This is a genomic window from Burkholderia sp. NRF60-BP8 (assembly GCF_001522585.2).
Taxonomy (GTDB): Bacteria; Pseudomonadota; Gammaproteobacteria; order Burkholderiales; family Burkholderiaceae; genus Burkholderia.
This window is the reverse complement of record NZ_CP013372.1, coordinates 814,978-837,870: the sequence shown is the minus strand read 5'-3', so window position 1 is coordinate 837,870 and position 22,893 is coordinate 814,978. Positions and strand designations below refer to the sequence as shown.

Annotated in this window: 21 protein-coding genes; 10 read left to right on the top strand and 11 right to left on the bottom strand. The window is 66.6% G+C overall.

Annotated features, from left to right (window positions below; translation table 11 throughout):
- Nucleotide 1: 1 nt before the first annotated feature.
- Entirely contained in the window at nt 2–1,231 is a 1,230-nt protein-coding gene (locus WS54_RS03905; RefSeq protein WP_257128090.1) for an NAD(P)/FAD-dependent oxidoreductase, read from the bottom strand.
- A gap of 121 nt (nt 1,232–1,352) precedes the next feature.
- Here WS54_RS03905 and tsaD point away from each other — a divergent pair, with 121 nt between their 5' ends.
- The gene (gene tsaD / locus WS54_RS03900; RefSeq protein WP_059784073.1) at nt 1,353–2,393 is read left to right on the top strand and encodes a tRNA (adenosine(37)-N6)-threonylcarbamoyltransferase complex transferase subunit TsaD; all 1,041 of its coding nucleotides are present in this window, start codon (nt 1,353–1,355) and stop codon (nt 2,391–2,393) included.
- Nucleotides 2,394–2,484: 91 nt separating this feature from the next.
- On the opposite strand, the gene folE2 is transcribed toward tsaD, so the two are convergent.
- The 4 genes from folE2 to WS54_RS03880 form a co-directional block, all read right to left on the bottom strand.
- Complete coding sequence (folE2, locus tag WS54_RS03895; RefSeq protein ID WP_059784075.1) at nt 2,485–3,294, bottom strand: GTP cyclohydrolase FolE2; 810 nt, start codon at nt 3,292–3,294, stop codon at nt 2,485–2,487.
- 155 nt (nt 3,295–3,449) lie between these two features.
- Entirely contained in the window at nt 3,450–5,354 is a 1,905-nt protein-coding gene (dxs, locus tag WS54_RS03890; protein WP_034205232.1) for a 1-deoxy-D-xylulose-5-phosphate synthase, read from the bottom strand.
- Nucleotides 5,355–5,435: 81 nt separating this feature from the next.
- Complete coding sequence (locus WS54_RS03885) at nt 5,436–6,320, bottom strand: polyprenyl synthetase family protein (protein ID WP_059501205.1); 885 nt, start codon at nt 6,318–6,320, stop codon at nt 5,436–5,438.
- Complete coding sequence (locus tag WS54_RS03880) at nt 6,317–6,610, bottom strand: exodeoxyribonuclease VII small subunit (RefSeq protein WP_006479428.1); 294 nt, start codon at nt 6,608–6,610, stop codon at nt 6,317–6,319. Before WS54_RS03880 ends, WS54_RS03885 begins: the two co-directional genes overlap by 4 nt.
- A gap of 269 nt (nt 6,611–6,879) precedes the next feature.
- Here WS54_RS03880 and WS54_RS03875 point away from each other — a divergent pair, with 269 nt between their 5' ends.
- Both WS54_RS03875 and WS54_RS03870 read left to right on the top strand, forming a co-directional pair.
- Nucleotides 6,880–7,986, top strand: a complete 1,107-nt coding sequence (locus WS54_RS03875; protein WP_034205234.1) for an aromatic ring-hydroxylating oxygenase subunit alpha — start codon at nt 6,880–6,882, stop codon at nt 7,984–7,986.
- Nucleotides 7,987–8,102: 116 nt separating this feature from the next.
- Nucleotides 8,103–8,972, top strand: a complete 870-nt coding sequence (locus WS54_RS03870; RefSeq protein WP_034205235.1) for a sulfurtransferase — start codon at nt 8,103–8,105, stop codon at nt 8,970–8,972.
- 129 nt (nt 8,973–9,101) lie between these two features.
- On the opposite strand, the gene WS54_RS03865 is transcribed toward WS54_RS03870, so the two are convergent.
- The 3 genes from WS54_RS03865 to polA all read right to left on the bottom strand — a co-directional run bounded on the left by WS54_RS03865 (nt 9,102) and on the right by polA (nt 14,720).
- Nucleotides 9,102–9,977: a dienelactone hydrolase family protein gene (locus WS54_RS03865; protein WP_034205236.1), complete on the bottom strand. Its 876-nt coding sequence runs from the start codon at nt 9,975–9,977 to the stop codon at nt 9,102–9,104.
- Between the two features lie 376 nt (nt 9,978–10,353).
- Nucleotides 10,354–11,688 (bottom strand): NAD(P)/FAD-dependent oxidoreductase, encoded by a 1,335-nt coding sequence (locus tag WS54_RS03855; protein ID WP_059784078.1) that lies wholly within the window; start codon nt 11,686–11,688, stop codon nt 10,354–10,356.
- Nucleotides 11,689–11,966: 278 nt separating this feature from the next.
- A complete protein-coding gene (gene polA, locus WS54_RS03850; RefSeq protein ID WP_034205238.1) occupies nt 11,967–14,720 on the bottom strand; it encodes a DNA polymerase I in 2,754 nt (917 codons plus the stop codon).
- Nucleotide 14,721: 1 nt separating this feature from the next.
- Here polA and WS54_RS03845 point away from each other — a divergent pair, with 1 nt between their 5' ends.
- Entirely contained in the window at nt 14,722–15,477 is a 756-nt protein-coding gene (locus tag WS54_RS03845) for a TIGR00730 family Rossman fold protein (protein ID WP_034205239.1), read from the top strand.
- 382 nt (nt 15,478–15,859) lie between these two features.
- On the top strand, nt 15,860–16,147 hold the full coding sequence (locus tag WS54_RS03840) for a hypothetical protein (RefSeq protein ID WP_059784081.1): 288 nt from the start codon (nt 15,860–15,862) through the stop codon (nt 16,145–16,147).
- A gap of 114 nt (nt 16,148–16,261) precedes the next feature.
- Here the strand turns inward: WS54_RS03840 and WS54_RS03835 are convergent, their stop codons facing one another.
- On the bottom strand, nt 16,262–17,788 hold the full coding sequence (locus WS54_RS03835; protein ID WP_034205241.1) for an AMP nucleosidase: 1,527 nt from the start codon (nt 17,786–17,788) through the stop codon (nt 16,262–16,264).
- A gap of 129 nt (nt 17,789–17,917) precedes the next feature.
- On the opposite strand from WS54_RS03835, the gene WS54_RS03830 reads away from it, so the two are divergent.
- The 5 genes from WS54_RS03830 (at nt 17,918) to WS54_RS03810 (ending at nt 21,428) form a co-directional block, all read left to right on the top strand.
- Nucleotides 17,918–18,313, top strand: coding sequence for a hypothetical protein (locus tag WS54_RS03830; RefSeq protein WP_006479446.1), 396 nt, complete (start codon nt 17,918–17,920; stop codon nt 18,311–18,313).
- A gap of 99 nt (nt 18,314–18,412) precedes the next feature.
- On the top strand, nt 18,413–19,411 hold the full coding sequence (locus WS54_RS03825) for a homoserine kinase (protein WP_059784083.1): 999 nt from the start codon (nt 18,413–18,415) through the stop codon (nt 19,409–19,411).
- Nucleotides 19,402–20,211, top strand: coding sequence for a BPSS1780 family membrane protein (locus tag WS54_RS03820; protein ID WP_059784085.1), 810 nt, complete (start codon nt 19,402–19,404; stop codon nt 20,209–20,211). The genes WS54_RS03825 and WS54_RS03820 overlap by 10 nt, the downstream gene beginning before the upstream one ends.
- 190 nt (nt 20,212–20,401) lie before the next feature.
- Complete coding sequence (locus WS54_RS03815; RefSeq protein WP_034205244.1) at nt 20,402–20,854, top strand: MarR family winged helix-turn-helix transcriptional regulator; 453 nt, start codon at nt 20,402–20,404, stop codon at nt 20,852–20,854.
- A gap of 154 nt (nt 20,855–21,008) precedes the next feature.
- Nucleotides 21,009–21,428: an organic hydroperoxide resistance protein gene (locus WS54_RS03810; RefSeq protein ID WP_048988685.1), complete on the top strand. Its 420-nt coding sequence runs from the start codon at nt 21,009–21,011 to the stop codon at nt 21,426–21,428.
- Nucleotides 21,429–21,531: 103 nt separating this feature from the next.
- Here WS54_RS03810 and WS54_RS03805 read toward each other — a convergent pair whose 3' ends face one another.
- Together WS54_RS03805 and WS54_RS03800 are read right to left on the bottom strand one after the other, a co-directional pair.
- A complete protein-coding gene (locus WS54_RS03805; RefSeq protein ID WP_080747669.1) occupies nt 21,532–21,708 on the bottom strand; it encodes a DUF3563 family protein in 177 nt (58 codons plus the stop codon).
- Between the two features lie 74 nt (nt 21,709–21,782).
- Entirely contained in the window at nt 21,783–22,892 is a 1,110-nt protein-coding gene (locus WS54_RS03800; protein ID WP_059784086.1) for an extracellular catalytic domain type 1 short-chain-length polyhydroxyalkanoate depolymerase, read from the bottom strand.
- Between the last annotated feature and the right edge of the window lies 1 nt (nt 22,893).

Here is a 22,893-nt window from a genome sequence, read left to right as displayed (position 1 = left end):
GTCAGGCGCCGCGCGCATACTCGGCCGCAGCCTGCCCGGCCGCCGTGCCGGACGCCCACGCCCACTGGAAGTTGTAGCCGCCGAGCCAGCCCGTCACGTCCACCGCCTCGCCGACGAAGAACAGCCCCGGCACGCGCGCGCTCATCATCGTCGCCGACGACAGCTCCCGCGTATCGACCCCGCCTTTCGTCACTTCGGCCTTCTTGTAGCCTTCGGTGCCGTTCGGCGTGAGCGTCCAGCCGGACAGCGCGTCGCCGATCTGGCGCAGCGTCTTGTCGGGCAGGTCCGCGAGCCGCGCGTCGGCCGCGACGCGATGCGTGTCGAGCCACGCATGCGCGAGGCGCGACGGCACCCAGTCGGCGAGCAGCGAACCGATCTGGCGCTTCGACGTGCGTTTCGCGTCGAGCAGGTCGGCCACCGTGTCGCGCTGCGGCAGCAGGTCGACGCGGATCGGGTCGCCGGGCTGCCAGTAGCTCGAGATCTGCAGGATGCCCGGCCCGGAGAGCCCGCGATGGGTCAGCAGCAGATCCTCGACGAATTCGCCGCCGCGCTTTTTGTCGCCGGTCGATACGCGCACTTCGAGCGATACGCCGGACAGCGGCGCGAACGGCGCCCAGTCCTGCGGCGCGAACGTCAGCGGCACGAGGGCGGGCCGCGTATCGACGAGCTTGTGGCCGAACTGCTTCGCGAGCCGATAGCCGAAGTCGGTCGCACCGATCTTCGGGATGGACAGGCCGCCGGTCGCGACGATCAGTGCACGCGCAGCGATCGGGCCGGCCTGCTGCGTATCGAGCGTGAAGCCGTCCGACGGCGTATGGCGCACCGCGTCGACGACGACGGGCCGGCGCCACGCGATGCCGCCCGCGTCGCACTCGTGCTTCAGCACGTCGATGATCGCGTCGCTGCCGTGGTCGCAAAAGAGCTGACCCTTGTGCTTTTCGTGCCAGGTCACGCGATGGCGCTTGAGCAGTCCGAGGAAGTCGCGCGGCGTATAGCGCGCCAGCGCCGAGCGCGCGAAATGCGGATTCGACGACAGGTAATTGTCGGGCCCGGCATACAGGTTCGTGAAGTTGCAGCGGCCGCCACCCGAGATGCGGATTTTCTCGGCGAGCCGCGGCGCGTGATCGATCAGCACGACGCGGCGGCCGAGCTGCCCGGCGACCGCGGCGCTCATCATGCCGGCGGCGCCCGCGCCGATCACGGCGATGTCATAAGTTTCCATGGCGCGGATTGTACCTGCCCGGCATCGGGGCCGGGCCGCCGCCAGCGCCGGCCCGCCCTCGCCTGCTATACTTTCCGGTTACGTCGACCTATCTGCGGCGCGTCCGAAACGGCGCGCCCTGCCCGTACCCATGCTCGTTCTCGGCATCGAAAGCTCCTGCGACGAAACCGGCCTCGCGCTCTACGACACGCAGCGCGGCCTGCTCGCGCACGCGCTCCATTCGCAGATCGCGATGCACCGCGACTACGGCGGCGTCGTGCCCGAACTCGCGTCGCGCGACCACATCCGCCGCGCGCTGCCGCTGCTCGAGGAGGTGATGGCGCAAAGCGGCACGCGCCGCGAGGACATCGACGCGATCGCATTCACGCAGGGCCCCGGCCTCGCCGGCGCGCTGCTGGTCGGCGCGAGCATCGCGAATGCGCTCGCGCTCGCGTGGAACAAGCCGACCGTCGGCATCCACCACCTCGAAGGCCATCTGCTGTCGCCGTTGCTGGTCGACGAGCCGCCGCCGTTCCCGTTCGTCGCGCTGCTGGTTTCCGGCGGCCACACGCAACTGATGCGCGTGACCGACGTCGGCGTCTACGAGACGCTCGGCGAAACGCTCGACGACGCGGCCGGCGAAGCGTTCGACAAGACGGCGAAGCTGATCGGTCTCGGCTATCCGGGCGGCCCCGAAGTCTCGAAACTCGCGGAAACGGGCACGCCGGGCGCGGTCGTGCTGCCGCGCCCGATGCTGCATTCGGGCGATCTCGACTTCAGCTTCAGCGGCTTGAAGACGGCCGTGCTCACGCAGATGAAGAAATTCGAAGCGGCGCAGCTCGACGGCGAAGCTCTCGAACGGGCGAAGGCCGACCTCGCGCGCGGCTTCGTCGATGCGGCCGTCGACGTGCTCGTCGCGAAGTCGCTCGCCGCGCTGAAGAAGACGAAGCTCAAGCGCCTCGTGGTCGCGGGCGGCGTCGGCGCGAACCGCCAGTTGCGCGCGGCCCTGTCGGCGGCCGCGGCCAAGCGCGGCTTCGACGTGCACTATCCCGATCTCGCGCTTTGCACCGACAACGGCGCGATGATCGCGCTCGCGGGCGCGCTGCGCCTCGGCCGCTGGCCCGAACAGGCGAATGCCGACTACGCGTTCACGGTGAAGCCGCGCTGGGATCTCGCGTCGCTCGCACGCTGAATCGCGCAACGCAACGCCGCCAGCCGGAAAACGAAAAGGCAGCTCGATTCCGAGCTGCCTTTCTCATTGGCGCGACGAAACGTCGCGGCGTTCATGCAGCGTGCCGCTTGTCGCGCTCGATCAGCGCATACGCGCTGTGATTGTGGATCGACTCGAAGTTCTCGGCTTCGAGCACGTAGGCGACCACCCGCTCGTCCGCATCGAGACGCTGCGCGACATCGCGCACGAGATCCTCGACGAACTTCGGGTTCTCGTACGCTCGCTCGGTGACGAACTTCTCGTCGGGACGCTTCAGCAGCCCCCACAGTTCGCACGACGCTTCTTCTTCGGCGACGCGGATCAGCGCCTCGACCGGCAGATCGGCCGCCAGCTCCGCATCGATCGTCACGTGCGAGCGCTGGTTGTGCGCGCCGTATTGCGAGATCTTCTTCGAGCACGGGCACAGGCTCGTCACCGGCACGAGCACCTTCAGGAACAGGCGCGTGTCGCCGTTGCGGCTTTCGCCCGCGAGCGTCACTTCATAGTCGAGCAGGCTCTGCACGCCCGACACCGGCGCCGTCTTGTTCACGAAATACGGGAACGTGACTTCGATGCGGCCGGCCTCGGCCTCGAGCTTCACGAGCATCGACGCGAGCATCGCGCGGAAGCGCTCGACCGTCAGCGGCGCGCGATTCTCTTCGAGCAGCGCGACGAAGCGCGACATGTGCGTGCCCTTCTGATCGGCAGGCAGACGGACGTCGAGGTTCCAGACGCCGACGGTCGGTTGCACGTCGCCGCTTTCGGTACACACCGTCAACGGATGCCGGACCGCCTTCACGCCCACGCGCTGAATCGGGATCTGACGGGTATCCACCGTGCTCTGCACGTCGGGCATCACGAAGGCGGGGTTCATCTGGTTCATCTTGGTTCAATCCTTGTAAGCCGCGCGTCCGACGACGCGCACGCCGCGTCACGCGGCAGCCGGAAAAGCAACATGGGCCCGCAGGCCCATGTTTTCCGCATCCATGAAGACCGGTTGCGCCAGTCGCGCCGGCGCCGCCCGCAGGCGGCGCCGCCTCATGCGACGCGCTTCGCCTGATCGGCGACATCGGCCGCCGGGCTCAGAAAGCGTTCGCGAATCGATTTCGCGATGCCCGCGCCGTCGAGGCCGCATTGCGACAGCAGCTTCGCGGGGTCGCCGTGATCGATGAACTGGTCAGGGAGGCCCAATTGTATTACGGGTCGGATAACCCCACTCTCCATCAGGGCTTCGACGCAGGCCGAACCCGCGCCACCCATCACGCAGCCTTCCTCGACCGTGACGAGGTAGTCGTGCGTTTCGGCCAGCTCGCGCACGAGCGCCGCATCGATCGGCTTCACAAAGCGCATGTTCGCGACCGTTGCATCGAGCTCCTCGGCAGCGGCGAGCGACGGTGCGACCATCGTGCCGAACGCGAGGATCGCGACGCGCTTGCCTTCCGGCTGCGACGTCCGGCGACGCACTTCACCCTTGCCGAGCGGAATCTCGGTGAATTCCTTCACCGTCGCCACGCCCGTGCCCGCGCCGCGCGGATAGCGCACCGCGGTCGGGTTCGGTTGCTGCAGCGCCGTGTGCAGCATCTGGCGGCATTCGTTTTCGTCGGATGCCGCCATGATCGTCATGTTCGGGATGCAGCGCATGAACGCGAGATCGTACGCGCCCGCATGCGTCGCGCCGTCCGCGCCGACGAGGCCCGCGCGGTCGATCGCGAACACGACCGGAAGATTCTGCAGCGCGACGTCGTGGATCAGTTGGTCGTACGCACGCTGCAGGAACGTCGAGTAGATCGCGACGACGGGCTTCAGCCCCTCGGTCGCGAGACCGCCCGCGAACGTCACCGCGTGCTGCTCGGCGATGCCGACGTCGTAGTAGCGATCCTTGAAACGCTTCTCGAATTCGACCATGCCCGAGCCTTCGCGCATCGCGGGCGTGATGCCGACCACGCGCGTATCGCGCTCGGCTTCGTCGCACAGCCACTCGCCGAATACCTGCGTGTAGGTCTTCTTCGCGGGCGTGGTCGACGGCTTGATGCCTTCGGCCGGGTTGAACTTGCCGGGGCCGTGATAGAGCACCGGATCGGCTTCGGCGAGCTTGTAGCCCTGGCCCTTCTTCGTCACCACGTGCAGGAATTGCGGGCCGCGCAGTTCGCGGATGTTCTGCAGCGTCGGGATCAGCGAATCGAGATCGTGACCGTCGATCGGGCCGATGTAGTTGAAGCCGAATTCCTCGAACAGCGTAGCCGGCACGACCATGCCCTTCGCATGCTCCTCGAGCTTGCGCGCGAGTTCGAGCACCGGGGGCGCGACGCTCAGCACGCGCTCGACGCCTGCACGCGCAGCTGCATAGAAGCGGCCCGACATCAGGCGGGCGAGATGGCGATTCAGCGCGCCGACCGGCGGCGAGATCGACATGTCGTTGTCGTTCAGGATCACGAGCAGCTTCGCATCTTCCGACACGCCCGCGTTGTTCATCGCCTCGAACGCCATGCCGGCCGTCATCGCGCCGTCGCCGATCACCGCGATCGAGAAGCGGTCGTCGCCGTTCAGCTGGCTGCCGATCGCCATGCCGAGCGCGGCCGAGATCGACGTGCTCGAGTGCGCGGTGCCGAACGTGTCGTATTCGGATTCGCTGCGGCGCGGGAAGCCCGAGATGCCGTCGTACTGACGCAGCGAATGCATCTGGTCGCGGCGACCCGTCAGGATCTTGTGCGGGTAGGTCTGGTGACCCACGTCCCAGACGATGCGATCGTTCGGCGTGTTGAACACGTAGTGCAACGCGATCGTCAGCTCGACCGTCCCGAGGTTGGACGACAAGTGGCCGCCCGTCTTCGACACGCTGTCGAGCACGAACGCGCGCAGTTCATCCGCGAGCGGTTGCAGTTGGCGACGATCGAGGCGGCGCAAATCCGCCGGGTCGTCGATGGTTTTCAGCAAGTCGTACATCGTCGTTCCATTGTAGGAAATCAAACGCGCCCGCATTCTTTTGCGCGCACCGTGGCATGTGCGCGGCGGCGGGCTTTCGCGTCAGCTGACCCGGTTCACTACCAGGTCGGCAAGTTCGGCGAGACGCTGTGCGCGTGCGCCGAACGGTTTCAGCGCGTCATGCGCTTCGGCGCGCAGCTGCGCTGCCAGCTCGCGCGACGCCTCGAGACCGAGGATCGATACATAGGTCGGCTTGTCGTTCGCCGCGTCCTTGCCGGCCGTCTTGCCGAGCGTCGCCGAATCGGTCGTGACGTCGAGAATGTCGTCGACGACCTGAAAGGCCAGACCCACGGCCCCCGCGTACACATCCAGCGCGGCCATCGTTTCCGCCGACGGCGTCTCGCCGGCCAGCGCGCCCATCCGCACGGCCGCGCGCAGCAATGCGCCCGTCTTCATCCGGTGCATCGTCTCGAGCTGCTCGCGCGTCAGCTTCAGGCCGACGCTCGCCAGATCGATCGCCTGCCCGCCGGCCATGCCGATCGAGCCGCTCGCGAGCGCCAGCTCGCGCACGAGCGCCGCCTGCTGCACCGGCGACAGCGCAGCGGCGTCGGTCAGCGCGACGAACGCCTGCGACTGCAGCGCGTCGCCGACCAGCAGCGCCGTCGGCTCGTCGTACTGCACGTGCACGGTCGGCTTGCCGCGACGCAGCGCGTCGTCGTCCATGCACGGCATGTCGTCGTGCACGAGCGAGTAGACGTGGATCATCTCCAGCGCCGCCGCCGCGGCGTTGCGCGCCGCCTCCGTCGCCCCGGTCAGCTCGCCCGCTGCATGGCACAGCAGCGGGCGAACGCGTTTGCCGCCACCGAGGACCGCGTAGCGCATCGCCTCGTGAAGTTTCGCGGGCGTCGCCGTTTCAGCCGGCAGATAGTGGCCGAGTGCGTCCTCGACACGGTCAAGCACGGACCGCATCCATTGTTCGAATGTCATAGATCGTCGTCTTCGCCGTCCGTGGCGGCCGTTCCGGACGAAAGCGGCTTCAGCGTCGCGCCGTCGAGCACGCGAACCTGCTGCTCCACTTTCTCGAGCTGCTGTTGGCAAAACGCAACGAGGGTCGCACCGCGACGATACGCCGCCAGCGAATCCTCGAGGCTCAACGCGCCGCCTTCCATCCGGGCAACCAGCGTCTCGAGCTCCGCGAGCGCCATCTCGTAATTGTCCGGCAACGGTTCGGTGCCATTGCCGGGCGGCGTGGCGCCTGGGGATGCGGTTTTCGCCATGGACGAGGTGTCAAATTTCAAAACAAGTCGGACATTCTACGGCAAAAGAGAATTTTCCGACCTGCCGTCGTGGGCGCCCGCGCACAATTCCGGCCCCATCTCCGGCACACAGTGTGCGCCTTTCGACGGTCGCCCGACAAAAAATTGACACAAATCAGGCACTTAATCCTAGCCTTGCGAGGCGAACCGGGTATAATTCTCCGTTTCCCTAAATCGATTTTTCGATGGTTGGGTTGTTCACTGCTTTCACGCTAACACCGGGAGTGGGAATGTCCAATCTGAGCGATGCGCTTCAGTTGAAGTCGGCTCACAGCCAGCTTCCAGTCACTGCATATTTCGATGAGGCGCTACTCGAGCGCGAGATCGAAACCCTCTTCAAGAAAGGACCTCGTTACGTCGGGCACGAGTTGATGGTGCCCGAGGCGGGAGACTATTTTGCGCTGCCGTCCGAGAAGGAAGGCCGCGTGCTGGTCCGTAACCAGACGAACCAGATCGAACTGCTGTCGAACGTGTGCCGCCACCGGCAGGCGATCATGCTCAACGGGCGCGGCCATGCGCAGAACATCGTGTGCCCGCTGCACCGCTGGACGTACGATCTGGAAGGCCAGCTGCTCGGCGCGCCGCACTTCCCCGACAAGCCGTGCCTGAACCTCGGCAAGAGCCCGCTGCAGAACTGGCAGGGGCTGCTGTTCGAGGCGGAGGGCCGCAACGTCGCGCGCGACCTCGCCCATCTCGGCACGAAGCATCACTTCGACTTCTCCGAGTACCAGTTCGATCACGTCGAAGTGCACGAGTGCGATTACAACTGGAAGACGTTCATCGAGGTCTATCTCGAGGATTATCACGTCGTCCCGTTCCATCCGGGCCTCGGCAGCTTCGTGTCGTGCGACGATCTCAAATGGGAGTTCGGCGACTGGTACAGCGTGCAGACGGTCGGCGTGCACAACGCCCTCGCGAAACCGGGCAGCGCGACCTACCAGAAGTGGCACGAGCAGGTGCTGAAGTTCCGCAACGGCGTGCCGCCGGAGTTCGGCGCGATCTGGATGGTCTACTACCCGGGCCTGATGATCGAGTGGTATCCGCACGTGCTGGTCGTGTCGTGGCTGATTCCGCGCGGGCCGCAGAAGACGACCAACATCGTCGAGTTCTATTACCCCGAGGAAATCGCGCTGTTCGAACGCGAATTCGTCGAGGCCGAGCGTGCCGCGTATATGGAAACGGCCGTCGAGGACGACGAGATCGCGATGCGGATGGATGCGGGCCGCCGCGCGCTGATGGCCCGCGGCGAGTCGCAGGTGGGCCCGTACCAGAGCCCGATGGAAGACGGCATGCAGCACTTCCACGAGTTCCTGCGCCGCCACCTCGGCGACCTGTGATGCGGGTGCGGCGCGTCGACGCCGCGCGGCCGCCGGCAAACGAAAAGACGGGCTTCGGCCCGTCTTTTTTTGTTTAGACTTGGAGTGTCAGGCCATTTGCACTCCAGGGAGCCGTCATGCCGCACACTCACTACACCACGCTCATCTCCGCCGCCAATCTCGCCGAGCGCCTGGCCGCGGCGCCCGGCAGCGTCGCGCTGTTCGACTGCCGCTTCGATCTCGCCGACCCCGGCGCCGGCGAAGCCGCGTACGCAGCCGGCCACCTCCCCGGCGCGCACTATCTTCACCTGGACCGCGACCTGTCGGGCCGCAAGACGGGCACCAACGGCCGCCATCCGCTGCCGACCCGCGACGCGCTCGCCACGCTGCTCGCCAGCCGCGGCCTCAAGCAGGGTCAGCAGGTCGTCGCGTACGACGCGCAAGGCGGCGCGTACGCGGCGCGCCTGTGGTGGCTGCTGCGCTGGCTCGGCCACGATTCGGTTGCCGTGCTCGACGGCGGCCTGCAGGCCTGGGAAGCGGCCGGCCAGCCGCTGACGACCGACGTGCCGCAACCGGCCGCCGGCGACTTCCGCTCAGCCGCGCCGCTCGAATCGACGGTCGATGCAGCCGCCGTGCTCGCGAACGTGTCGTCGCCCTCGCGCGTCGTGATCGATGCGCGCGCACCGGATCGCTATCGCGGCGAAAATGAAACGATCGATCGGGTGGGCGGCCACATTCCGGGCGCGCGCAACCGCTTCTTCAAGGACAATCTGGCCGCCGACGGCCGCTTCAAGAGCGGCCACGAATTGCGAGAAGCATTCGCTGCCGTGCTGGCCGGCACCGAACCGAATCGCGCGATCCTGCAATGCGGCTCCGGCGTCACCGCATGCCACAACGCACTGGCGCTGGAAGTAGCGGGCCTGCACGGCGCGTCGCTGTACCCCGGCTCGTGGAGCGAGTGGAGCGCCGATCCGTCGCGACCGATCGCGACCGGCCCGAATCCTTGAGCCCCCGCGCGGCGCGACGAGGATGAAGCGGCGGCCGGTGCCGCGGTGGCCGGTGCTGCGGCGGCCGGTGAAGCCGCGGCCGGCGCTGCGCCGACCGATGCCGCGGCGGCAGTTGCCGCCGCTTGCCGTTTACATCACGCCGTACTTGTGGAACCACTCGATCGCGCGCTTCCAGCCGTCCTCGGCATCGCCTTTCACGTAACTCGGCCGGTAGTCGGCGAAGAACGCGTGACCGGCATCCGGATACACGACGATCTCCGATTCGCGCGCGAGCTTCGAATCGCTCGCCTGGATCGCCTTGCGCATGTCCGCGAGCGACGCCTGCGTGATGTTCTGATCCTTCTCGCCGTACAGCCCGAGCACGGGCACCTTCAGCAACGACGCGTGGTCGACCGGGTTGAACGGCGTCATCTCGTCGGTCTTGCCTTCGACGAATCCGTACCAGGCCACGGCGGCCCGCACGTGCGGATTGTGTTCCGCGTACAGCCACGCCTGGCGGCCGCCCCAGCAGAACCCGGTCACGCCGAGACGCGTCAGGTCGCCGCCGTTCTTGCCGGCCCACGCGACGGTCGCATCGAGATCCTCGGTGACCTGCCGGTCCGGCACCTTGCTGATGATGTGGTCGTAAAGCTCCTTCATCGTCGGATACTTCGCCGCGTTGCCCTGCCGGGCGAACAGGTCGGGCGCGATCGCGAGATAGCCGAGCTTCGCGAAGCGCCGGCACACGTCGGCGATATGCGCGTGCACGCCGAAAATCTCGTGAATCACGATGACGACCGGCAGGTTCGTCTTGTCGACCGGCTGGGCGCGATAAGCCGGAACGCTCGCATCGCCGGAGCGGATCTCGATGGTGTCGACGTCCAGCCCTGCGCTGTCGGTCGTGACCGTCTGCGCCGACACGGGCAGCACGGCCGCCGCGAAGGTGCCGCCCAGCGCGGCCTGCATGAACTTGCGGCGCGAGAACGGGACATGGGGGACCAGGCTGTCGACTTCGGGTTTCAACATGAATGCACTCCTCGATTGGGCGCCGCCGTCACGATCGCGGATACGCCATGACGGGGCATCGCACCGGCGCGCGGCGCGGATGTCGCGGCGGTTGGCACTCCGCCGCAAACGAAAACCCGGACAAGATGCCCAATAATCCGTTGTCGCGTCAACTGTCGGATGTGTAAGACTCGATTACGACGCGTGGCGGCGATCGACTCGACATCGCGTGGCAACCTGCCGACGGCCCGCCGAATCACCACGCGGTTGCGCCTATCGACGTGCATCGCGCGACCGAATCCTTGCGAATCGAAAAGAAAAACGGGCGGCGAACACGCACGACGTGCGCATTCTCCACCCGCTCCGCATGCGAGTACACGAGTACGCGAGTACGCGATCAGTGCAGCTTCACGCGCGGCAGCGTCGTGCGCCGCAGCCAGTGCGCGACCGTGTCGAGCATCATCCGCGGATAACCGTGCAGCGCCGCGATGTGCAGCCGGTACAACGACATGTACATGAAGCGTGCGAACAGCCCTTCGATCAGCATGTTGCCGCCGATGAGCCCGCCCATCAGATTGCCGACCGCGCTGAAGTGACCGAGCGACACGAGCGAACCGAAATCGCGATACGTGAATTCGGGCAGCGGGCGCCCCTCGAGCCGGCAACCGATCGCCTTCAGCAGGAAGCTCGCCTGCTGGTGCGCAGCCTGCGCGCGCGGCGGCACGTTGCGCTCGTTGCCGGGCCATGCGCAGGCCGCGCAATCGCCGAGTGCGAACACGTTGTCGTCGGTGAAGGTCTGCAACGTGCGGCGCACGTCGAGCTGCCCGAGCTTGTTGACCTGGAGGCCGTCGAGGTGCGCCAGCACGGACGGCGCCTTGATGCCGGCCGCCCAGACCGTCAGGTCCGCGCGCACCACCTTGCCGCTCGCGGTATGCACGAACCCGGGCGCCACCTCGGTCACGCGCTCGCCGAGCATCAGCCGCACGCCGAGCTTCTCGAGCAGTTCGGCCGTCGCCGCCGACACGCGCTCCTGCAGTGCCGGCAGAATCCGCGGCCCCGATTCGATCAGCACGATGCCGACGTCGTTGCGCGGATCGAGCTTGTGCAGCCCGTACGCGGACAGCACCTGCGCGGTATTGCGCAGTTCCGCCGACAGCTCGACGCCCGTCGCGCCGCCGCCAACGATCACGACCTGGATGCGCGGCTCGGCCGCCCCACCCGGCGCCGTCGGCGCCGGCGTCTGGTGCTCGGCACGCATGCATGCCGCGATCAGCCGCTTGCGGAAGCGTTCGGCCTCCCCGACCGTATCGAGCGCGATCGCGTTTTCCGGTGCGCCCTGCACGCCGAAGAAGTGGGTCGTGCTGCCGATCGCGATCACGAGCGTGTCGTATTCCAGCTCGCGCGCCGGCAACAGTTCTGCGCCGTCGCTGTCGTTGAGGGGCGCCAGCATGAGACGCTTCGCCGCGCGGTCGAGCCCGGACAGCTCGCCCTGCTGGAACTCGAAGCCGTGCCAGCGCGCCTGCGCCGCATATTCGAGCTCCTGCGTGAACGGGTCCATGCTGCCGGCCGCGACCTCGTGCAGCAGCGGTTTCCAGATGTGCGTCGGATTGCGGTCGACGAGCGTGACAAGCGCACGCGCGGGACGATTGCCGCGCGCGCCGTAACGATCGCCGAGCCGCGTCGCCAGTTCCAGGCCGCCCGCGCCTCCGCCTACGATGATGATCCGATGCATCCGATTCCCCCTTTGCGATTCGAAACTGCTGCCGCCGGACGAAGCAAACGCGATGCATTCGCGCCGCCCGGTGGATTAACCGGTTCGGACATCGTCGATGTGCAGTTCGAAGCACTTCGATGCGGCCGATCCGGAACGCGGGGCGCGCCGCCCCGCATCAATGACATGACTGACATGCATTGTCCGGGAGCTTGCGCGTTGACCACAAGCAAACCATCTCGATATTCGGCATCCCTGCAACAATATGCCGCGGGGAACGGGGAGCGCCCGGGGGTGCGTCAGTGTGCCTCTTCCCAGTTCGCACCGGCGCCCACTTCGGCGACCAGCGGCACCTTCAGCTTCGCGACGCCGCACATCATTTCCGGCAATTTCTCGCGCACCAGCGACAGCTCGCTTTCGGGCACCTCGAGCACCAGTTCATCGTGCACCTGCATGATCATCCGCGACGCGAGCCGGTCACGCGTGAGCCAGTCGTCCACCGCGATCATCGACAGCTTGATCAGGTCGGCCGCCGTGCCCTGCATCGGTGCATTGATGGCCGCGCGCTCGGCCGCCTGGCGGCGCGGGCCGTTGCCGCCATTGATCTCGGGCAGCCACAGGCGGCGACCGAAAACGGTTTCGACGTAGCCCTTCTCCTTCGCGGTCGCGCGCGTGTCTTCCATGTACTGCGCGACGCCCGGGTAGCGGGCGAAATAGCGGTCGATATAGAGCTTCGCCGCATCGCGCGTGATGCCGAGATTCGACGCGAGCCCGAACGCGCTCATCCCGTAGATGAGCCCGAAGTTGATCACCTTCGCGATCCGGCGCTGGTCGGAATTGACCTCCAGCGGCGTCACGCCGAACACTTCGGCGGCCGTCGCGCGGTGGATGTCCTCGCCCTGCGAGAACGCGCGCAGCAGCGACGCGTCGCCCGAGATATGGGCCATGATCCGCAATTCGATCTGCGAATAGTCGGCCGACACGATCCGGTGGCCCGGCGCGGCGATGAACGCCTCGCGGATGCGCCGGCCTTCGGCCGTGCGCACCGGAATGTTCTGAAGATTGGGGTCGTTCGACGCAAGGCGGCCCGTCACCGCGACCGCTTGCGCATAGTTCGTGTGCACGCGGCCGGTGGTGGGGTTCACCATGCGCGGCAGCTTGTCGGTATAGGTCGACTTCAGTTTCGACAGCCCGCGATGCTCGAGCAGCAGCTTCGGCAGCGGGTAGTCCTCGGCCAGCTTCTGCAGCACTTCCTCGTCGGTCGACGGCGCGCCGCTTGGCGTTTTCTTCACGACCGGCAACTGCAGCTTCTCGAAGAAGATCTGCCCGATCTGCTTCGGCGACCCGAGATTGAATTCGCCGCCCGCCAGTTCGTACGCCTGCCCTTCGAGCTCGATCAGACGCGTCGCAATTTCGGTGCTCTGCGCCTGCAGACGCGCATCGTCGATCAGCACGCCCGTACGCTCCATCTTGCGCAGCACGAGCGACACCGGCATCTCGATCTCGCGATACACGCGCTCGAGGCCCGGCTCGCGCGCGACCTGCGGATACAGCGCGTGATGAAGCTGCAGCGTGATATCGGCGTCCTCGGCTGCATATTCGGCGGCCTGCGCGAGCGCCACTTCGTCGAAACCGATCTGCTTCGCGCCCTTGCCGGCCACGTCCTCGTACTTGATCGTCTTGACGCCCAGATGACGCAGCGCGAGGCTGTCCATATCGTGCGTGCGGTGCGATTCGAGCACGTACGACTCGAGCAGCGTGTCGTGCTCGATGCCGTTCAGTTCGATGCCGTAGTTCGCGAGCACCTGTGCGTCGTACTTCAGGTGCTGGCCGACCTTCTTGCGATCGGCCGATTCGAGCCACGGCTTCAGGCGCGCGAGCACCTCGTCGAGCGGAAGCTGCTCGGGCATGTCGGGGCCGCGGTGCGCGACCGGCAGGTAGGCCGCCTTGCCCGGCTCGACCGAGAACGACAGGCCGACGAGCCGCGCGAGCATCGGGTCGAGCGCGGTGGTCTCGGTGTCGAACGCGGTCAGCGCGGCCGCATCGATCTTCGCGAACCACGCGTCGAACTGCTCCCACGTCTGGATCGTGTCGTATTCGCGCACGACGTCGGTCGCGATCACCGGGGCCGGCTCGCCTTCCGGCGCATCGGCGCCGCCGCCTTCCGCGGGTGCGCTGTCGACTTCGCGCAGCCAGGTCTTGAAGCCGTAGCGCGCGAAGATGTCGCGCAGCAGCTCGCGCGCCTCGCCGTCGCTCTTCAGCGATGCCTCGATCGATTCGAGATGCGGCGCGAGATCGCAGGCCGTCTCGACCGTCACGAGCTTGCGACCGAGCGGCAGGAAATCGAGCGCGCGGCGCAGGTTGTCGCCGACCACGCCCTTGATCTCGGCCGCGTGTTCGATCACGCCGTCGAGGCTGTCGTATTGCGACAGCCATTTCACGGCCGTCTTCGGCCCGCATTTCTCGACGCCCGGCACGTTGTCGACGGTGTCGCCGATCAGCGCGAGGTAGTCGATGATCCGCTCGGGCGGCACGCCGAACTTCGCGATCACGCCGTCGCGATCGAGCGTCTCGTTCGTCATCGTGTTGACGAGCGTGACGCGCTCGGTCACGAGTTGCGCGAGATCCTTGTCGCCGGTCGACACGATCACGTTCATCCCGTGCTGCTCCGCTTCGCGCGCGAGCGTGCCGATCACGTCGTCGGCCTCGACGCCTTCGACCATCAGCAGCGGCCAGCCGAGCGCGCGCACGGCGCCGTGGATCGGCTCGACCTGCAATGCGAGGTCGGGCGGCATCGACGGACGGTTTGCCTTATAGTCGGCATAAAGGTCGTCGCGGAACGTCTTGCCCTTTGCATCGAACACGCAAGCGCTATACTCTGCACTGACTTCCTTGCGCATACGGCGCAGCATGTTGATGATTCCGTAGAGCGCTCCGGTCGGCTCCCCGCCAGGGCCACGCAAATCAGGCATCGCATGGTAAGCCCGATACAGATAGCTCGAACCGTCAACCAATAGCAGGGTCTTACCTTCCAGATTTCGTTCTTCAGGCATTATGAACAAGAGAAAAGTGATTCCGAGTCTGCGTTCGCTCGCAGATCAAGAACGCGCGACGGCCAAGAAGGCGCGCGCATCGTGGCAGATGTTCACGATTATGGCAGAGTTTATCGAGGCGACCGAGTACCTGTCGGAGATCCGCCCGGCCGTCAGCATCTACGGTTCTGCCCGCCTCAAACCCGATACGCCGCACTACAAGCTCGCGGTGCAGATCGCGCGCAAGCTGTCGGACGCCGGCTTCGCCGTGATCTCCGGCGGCGGCCCCGGCATCATGGAAGCCGCGAACAAGGGAGCGCACGCCGGCAAGGCGCCGTCGGTCGGCCTGAACATCGAGCTGCCGCATGAGCAGGCCGGCAATCACTATCAGGACATCTCGCTGCGCTTCCGCCATTTCTTCACGCGCAAGGTCACGTTCGTGAAGAACTCCGATGCGGTGATCGTGATGCCGGGCGGCTTCGGCACGCTCGACGAGCTGTCCGAAGTGCTCACGCTGATCCAGACGAAGAAGTCGCGCCTCGTGCCGATCATTCTCGTCGGCAGCGAGTTCTGGCAGGGACTGCTGCAATGGTTCCGCGATCAGCTGATTCCGAACGGCCTGATCAACCCGGAAGACATGGACCTGATGCAGGTGATCGACGACCCCGACCAGGTGCTCGACGCGGTGCTCGCGTTCTACGAGGACAGCGGCGAGGAAGAAGGCTCGGACGAAGATCATCCGCCGCGCCCGGAAGAAGACCGGATGTTCTATCTGTAACCGGTCAATGACGACAGCCGGCCCGATGGCCGGCTGTCGCGCTTCGACGCCATGGGTATCGCGATCCGGCGGCCCGCCGGGCGTGACTTTGTAACGCGCTGTTAATACTCGTTCGCCGCCGCGCGCGGTCGAATGTCAAATCCCCGCCGTCGGCGCTGCGCGATGTCGCGGGATCGCCCACACCGGCGGCCCGTCACTGTCAAATGGATGCCCCGTCGCGCGCCTGCGCACCGCCAATCCTCCGTAATAATCACGACTCGCCTTTTCCGTCGCACGCCAGCACACTTCATCGTGTCGGTGCGGCGATCCCCCCGGTGGAGCGGTCCCCCTCGCTTCCATCGCGTCGCGCCGACCCATTCATCACCACACCACGGAAAAGAACATGCAACGCTCGCTGATCGCCCTCGCCTTCGCCGGCCTCGGCCTTTCGCTGTCCGGCCTCGCTCACGCCGTCAACGTCGACGTCAACATCGGCACGCCCCCGCCGGTCGTCGTCGCACCCGCGCCCGTCGTGGTCGCACCGGCGCCGGTGATCGTCGGCTGGCACGGCGACCGCTACTGGGACGGCCGCCGCTACTGGGAACGCCGCGAGTGGGAAGATCACGAGCGTCATCGCGGTCATGGCGGCTATCACTGCCCGCCGGGGCACGCGAAGAAGGGCGAGTGCTGAGCGCCTGAGCACGAGGCCATCCGGCCTTCGTATCGAAACGAAAAGAACGAGGCCGCACGCGAACCCAGGTTCGCGTGCGGCCTTTGTCGTGACGGACGCCGTTGCGCCGTGTCGTTACTGAAACGCCACTTCCGCGAAGCTTCTCAGCTTGCGGCTATGCAGCTTGTCGAGCCCGTTCGTGCGCAGGATCTCCATCGCCTTCACGCCGATCTGCAGATGCTGGTCGACCTGCCCGCGATAGAACGTGTCGGCCATGCCCGGCAGTTTCAGTTCGCCGTGCAGCGGCTTGTCCGATACGCACAGCAGCGTGCCGTACGGCACCCGGAAGCGGAAGCCGTTCGCGGCGATCGTCGCGCTTTCCATGTCGAGTGCGATCGCGCGGCTCTGCGACAGCCGCTGCACGGGCTCGCGATGGTCGCGCAGCTCCCAGTTGCGGTTGTCGACGCTCGCGACCGTGCCGGTGCGCATCACGCGCTTCAGTTCCGCACCTTCGAGCCGCGTGACCTCGGCCACACCGCGCTCGAGCGCGAGCTGCACTTCGGCCAGCGCCGGAATCGGCACCCACAGCGGCAGGTCGGCGTCGAGCACGTGATCCTCCCGCACGTAACCGTGCGCGAGCACGTAGTCGCCGAGACGCTGCGTGTTGCGCAGCCCCGCGCAGTGACCGAGCATCACCCACGCGTGCGGACGCAGTACCGCGATGTGATCGGTGATCGTCTTCGCGTTCGACGGGCCGACGCCGATGTTGACCATCGTGATCCCGCTGCCGTCCGCGCGCTTCAGGTGATACGCGGGCATCTGCGGCAGGCGCGGTGGCGCGGTGCCCTCGGCCGGTTCGCCGCCGAGGTTCGCGTTGTATGTGACGACGTCGCCCGGCTCGACGAACGCGCTGTACTCGCTGCGGTACGCGCGCACCTCGGGGTCGTCGCTTTCCGTCATCAGCGTACGGCCGAGCTTCACGAACTCGTCGATGTAGAACTGGTAGTTCGTGTACAGCACGTAGTTCTGGAAGTGCGTGGGCGACGTCGCCGTGTAGTGGCGCAGCCGGTGCAGCGAGAAGTCGACGCGTGCGGCCGTGAACAGCGCGAGCGGATGCGGCTCGCCCGGCGCCGGTTCGAACGTGCCGTTGACGATGCGATCGTCGAGATACGACAGATCGGGCGTGTCGAAGATGTCGCGCATCGCGAGCAGGCGGTCGCGATCGAGTTCGCCCTCGAGATGAATGCCTTCCGGAAACGCGAAATGAATCGGAATCGGCTGCGACGACACGCCGATCTCGATCTTCACATGGTGGTTCTTCGACAGCAGGCGCAGTTGCTCGCGGTAGTAGTTCGCGAAGAGATCGGGGCGCGTGACCGTCGTCTCGAATACGCCGGGACCCGCGACGAAGCCGTACGAGCGGCGCGAATCGACGTGCGTGTTGACGTCGGTGCGGATCCGCACGAACGGGTAGCACGCGCGCACGTGCTCGGTAATCGGTTCGTGGCGGCGATAGCGCGCAAACGCATCGCGCAGGAAGCCCGTATTCGTGTCGTAAATGGCGGACAGCCGCGCGACGGCGGCGATCGGATCGTCGAAAGCCTCGACCGACGGGCTTTCGGGCGACAGCACACGGTGCCGGCGGCTCAAATCGTTCTTCATTTTCATCACCTCGTCTGATCCGACGACATTACCACGGAACCCCGTCGCCTTTATGGCTGCCCCTGCGCGCGCAAGGGCCGGATGGCGCGCAGTATTTGCTAAAATCGGTAGGTTCACTGGAGACTCATCATGAAGCCGCTCATTTTCGTCGCCGCTGCCGTCGCGTTTGCCGCCGCCAGCGTCGCTCACGCCGCCGGCGGCACGCCCGACGCCGACGCGCAGGCCCGGGCCGAGGCCAACGAAGCCGCCGGCCTGCCCGATCTCCGCAAGATCAACCGGCCGGGCGCCGAAGTCACGTCGAAAGTGGACTTCGCCGACATCCGCCGCACGCCGAGCTTCCACGAAAAGAGCAAGAACGGCACCGAAGTCACCGAGTACCGCGACCGCGGCAAGCCGGTCGAGATCGACGTGAAGTCGAACTTCGGCACGCGCTACCAGATGAGCTCGACGCCCGACACGTCGCCGAAGCCGCACGACGCGGGCATTCCGATCACGCGCCTGCCGTCGCTGAACCTGCGCTACTGATTCCGTGGCGCCGCGCACCGATCGCGCCGCGCCGCCCCTTCACCTGCTGTCGCGATGCACGCCGCCCGCGTGCCGACACCCTGACCTGACGCATCCCGCATGGCCGTTTTCACCGCTGTTTCCGACTCCGATCTCGCGCAATGGATGCGCCACTACGAACTGGGCGACGTGCTTGCGTTCCGCGGCATTCCGTCCGGTATCGAAAACAGCAATTTCTTCCTGACGACGACTCTCGGCGAATACGTCCTCACGATCTTCGAAAAGCTCACGGCGCAGCAGTTGCCGTTCTACCTCGACCTGATGCGCCATCTGGCCGCCCACGGCGTGCCGGTGCCGGATCCGGTCCCGCGCGACGACGGCACGTTGTTCGGCGAACTGCACGGCAAGCCGGCCGCGATCGTCACGAAGCTCGACGGCGCGGCCGAACTCGCGCCGGGGGTCGAACACTGCATCGAGGTCGGGCAGATGCTCGCGCGCCTGCACCTCGCCGGGCGCGACTATCCGCGCAGCCAGCCGAATCTGCGCAGCCTGCCGTGGTGGCAGGAGAACGTGCCCGCCATCGTGCCGTTCATCACGGACGCGCAACGCACGCTGCTCGAAGGCGAACTCGCGCACCAGGCCGGCTTCTTCGCGTCGGACGACTATGCGGCGCTGCCAGGCGGGCCGTGCCATTGCGACCTGTTCCGCGACAACGTGCTGTTCGCCCATGCGGCGCCCGGCACCGGTCACGACGTGCGCCTCGGCGGCTTCTTCGACTTCTACTTCGCGGGCTGCGACAAGTGGCTGTTCGACGTCGCGGTGACCGTCAACGACTGGTGCGTCGACCTCGCGAGCGGCGTGCTCGACGTCGCGCGCGCCGATGCGCTGCTGCGTGCATACCAGACGGTCCGGCCGTTCACGGCCGAGGAGCGGCGCCACTGGAGCGACATGCTGCGCGCCGGCGCGTACCGCTTCTGGGTGTCGCGCCTGTACGACTTCTACCTGCCGCGCGCGGCCGAGATGCTCAAGCCGCACGACCCCGGCCATTTCGAACGCATCCTGCGGGAGCGTATCGCGCATACGCCCGCGCTTCCCGAGATCCAAACCGCATGCAACTGATCGAAGTGCCCGCGAAAACGGGCTATGTCTGGTTCCGTCAAGGCATCTGGCTGTTCCGCCGGAATCCGCTCGCGTTCATCACGCTGTTCTTCACGTATCTGCTCGCCATTACGCTGGTGTCGATGGTGCCCGTGATCGGCTCGGCGCTGCCGCTGGTGTTCATTCCCGGCATCGCGGTCGGGTTCATGGCCGCGTGCCGCGACACGGTGGCCGGCAAGACGGTGATGCCGACGATCCTCGTCGACGGCTTTCGCTCGTACGGCACCGTCGCGACCCAGCGGCTGCTCGCGCTCGGCGCGATCTACGTCGCGTCGATGGTGCTGGTGTTCGCCGCTTCGTCGTTCGTGGACGGCGGCGCGCTGTTCCACATGATGATGGGCGCGGCCGACGAAGCGAACACGACGCCCGAGACGCTGGCCGCGCAAGGCACGCTCGGCGCGCTGTTCTTCGCGACGCTGCTCTATCTGCCGGTCGCGATGCTGTTCTGGTTCGCGCCGGTGCTGGTCGCGTGGCACGACGTCCCGCCCGCGAAGGCGCTGTTCTTCAGCATCGTCAGCTGCTGGCGCAATCGCGGCGCGTTCGTCGTCTACGGCGCGCTGTGGTTCGGCGTCGCGCTCGGCACGTCGCTCGCGCTGTCGCTGCTGCTGCAGGCGCTCGGCGCCGGCGCGTATGCGCTGACGATCATGATGCCGGTGACGATCATCATCGTCACGATGCTGTACTGCTCGTTCTACGCGACCTATCGCGGCTGCTTCGGCGTGCAGGAACCGGGCGCGACCACGACGATGTCGGGTCGCTGACCCTTCTCCCGGCCGGCGCATGTCGCCGGCCGTCTCGCCGTTTCTCGCGCCGGCTCGTCGCCCGGCGCGCCTTGACCTCCCCTTTTTCCTCTAACGATCCGCATCCGGTCGCCTCTGTTCAATCCGGTCTTTTGCGCGCAAAATAATTTGCGTACAAATCGTTCGCGCATCCGCCGCGCTTCTCCGAATCATGGATCGCCTGCCTCCGCTGCCCCAGACGCTCGACGAGCAACTGTGCTTCGCGCTTTACTCGACTTCGCACGCGATGACGAAGGCGTACAAGCCGCTGCTCGACAAGCTGTCGCTGACCTATCCCCAATATCTCGCGATGCTCGTGCTGTGGGAACGCGACGACATGGCCGTGAAGGACATCGCCGCGCGGCTCGACCTCGATCCGGCCACGGTCACGCCGCTGCTCAAGCGGCTGGAAGCGCTCGGCTACGTCGAACGCGTGCGTAGCGCGGCCGACGAGCGCGTCGTCAATGTGCGCGTGACGCCGGAAGGCCGTGCGCTGAAGGATCGCGCGCGCTCGGTGCCCGCCGATCTCTTTTGCACGATGCAGCAAACCCCCGAGTTCCTGATCAGGCTGCGCGCCGACCTCCAGCAATTGCGCGACGCGCTGTCGGTAGCCAACGAACGCTGACGCTCCAGCGCCGAGCGACCTGCCCGGCGCCATCGGGTTTTTCTCGCAAATTTCATTTGCACACTAATGATTTGTGTTCTATATTTCACTCGTGGCTGGCGGTGCCGTATTTCTCCGGACCGCTTTTCTCCCTTTTCCCGACAGGAGCTGCACGATGAACATTCTGTACAAGACCAGCGCCACGAGCACGGGCGGCCGCGACGGCCGCGCGGTATCCGCCGACCACAAGCTGGAAGTGAAGCTGGCCGCGCCGCGCGAACTCGGCGGCACGGGTGCGGAAGGCACGAATCCGGAGCAACTGTTTGCCGCAGGTTACTCGGCCTGTTTCCTGAGCGCGATGAAATTCGTCGCGGGCCAGAACAAGCAGACGCTGCCGGCCGATACGCAAGTCACGGCGGAAGTGGGCATCGGCCCGAACGATGCCGGCGGCTTCGGGCTCGACATCGAACTGCGCGTATCGCTGCCGGGGCTCGACAAGGCCGACGCGCAGGCGCTGGTCGACAAGGCGCACCACGTGTGCCCGTATTCGAACGCCACGCGCAACAACGTACCGGTGCGCCTGACGGTCGTCTGACGCGACGCAGCGGAATGCAAAAAGGGCACGTGCGGCATGGTGCCGCACGCGCCCTTTTGCGCGAATCGTCGAAATGGCGGGCCGGCAGGCCCGCGTGCGCCGCTTAGCGCGCGCCGAACGAATACGGGCGGTTCAGTGCCGCGTCGCGATCGATCTTGCGCATGCGGAATTCGAGATCGTAGATGTCGGTGGCTTCGGCCAGGTACGCGTCGGCGCGCTCTTTCGCGGCCTTTTCGGCGTTCTTGGTCAGCATCAGGAAGAGGTGGCTCAGCAGGTACATGTTCGATCTCGCAAAGGTCTGGACTAGGGTTTTCCCGAATTATAGGGAAAACCCTAGTTTTTGGCCAGCGTCGATCAAACGGTGCGTCGTTCGGTCGCCACAGTGCGACGATGAGCTTCGAAAAAGGCCCAGATCATCGCGCTTGCGTCGGGGCCGACTGCCGCGTGAAACGGCACGGCTTCGTCGCCGCCGGCCCATGCGTGATCGAGCCCTTTCACGTGGCAAAGCCGCACGACCGGCTCGCCGTCGCGGCATACGTCGGTCACTCGGGCGCCCGTTTCGCGCGACTCGACGCGTTCGCCGCCGCGCAACGCACCCCGGCTATCGGCGAGCCCGTTCAGGCGCATGAACTGCACGGCCAGTTGGTCGGCATTCTTCGGCGCGACGACCCGGTCGCCGTCGCCCTGGACAATCAAGGCGGGCATGCCCGGATACGCGCCGATGTCGACCAGCGTATCGACCGCCGCAGCCGGATTCTGCCGCAGGCCGCGCCGCATCACGTCCATCGCAGTGATGCCGGAATTCGCCTCGCCGAGCGCGGGGCCGGAGTGCAACGCGACCGCCGCGAAACGGTCCGGATGGTGCAGCGCGAGAAGCGACGCGAGGCCCGCGCCAGCCGACAGCCCCGCGACGTAGACGCGCGACGCGTCGAAGCCGTGCTCGTCGACCAGCGCGTCGACCAGCGACGCCACCGCGTCCGCCTCGCCCCGCCCCGCGCGATCGGTGTCCTCATACCAATGCCAGCAGCCATGCGCGTGCGCGCGCAGCGACTGCTCCGGATACAGCACCGCGAAACCGTGCTTGTCGGCCAGCAGGTTCATCCGCGTGCCCTGCGCGAATTCGTCGATCGACTGCCGGCAGCCGTGCAGCATCACGACGAGTGGTATCGCGCCGCGCCGGCGGCCGGGCGGCACATAAAGCCCGTACGCGAGATTCTGGACGAGACGGCCGAGCGCCGGCGCCATCGGATGTTCGCCGCGCGTCCATTCGCCCGCCGCCCAGGCGGCCGCGCGCGGCCGCACGCGCGATTCGCGCGGCTGGGACGGATCGGGCACGGCAGGCGAGGCCACGGCCTCGAGTGCATCGCGAGTGAGGCGCTGCGCATCGCGCGCCGCTCGCTTGGCGGCCGGAGACAGCATGCGTTTCATGCCGCCCAGCCACATCTTGGTCAGACTTTTGGTCATC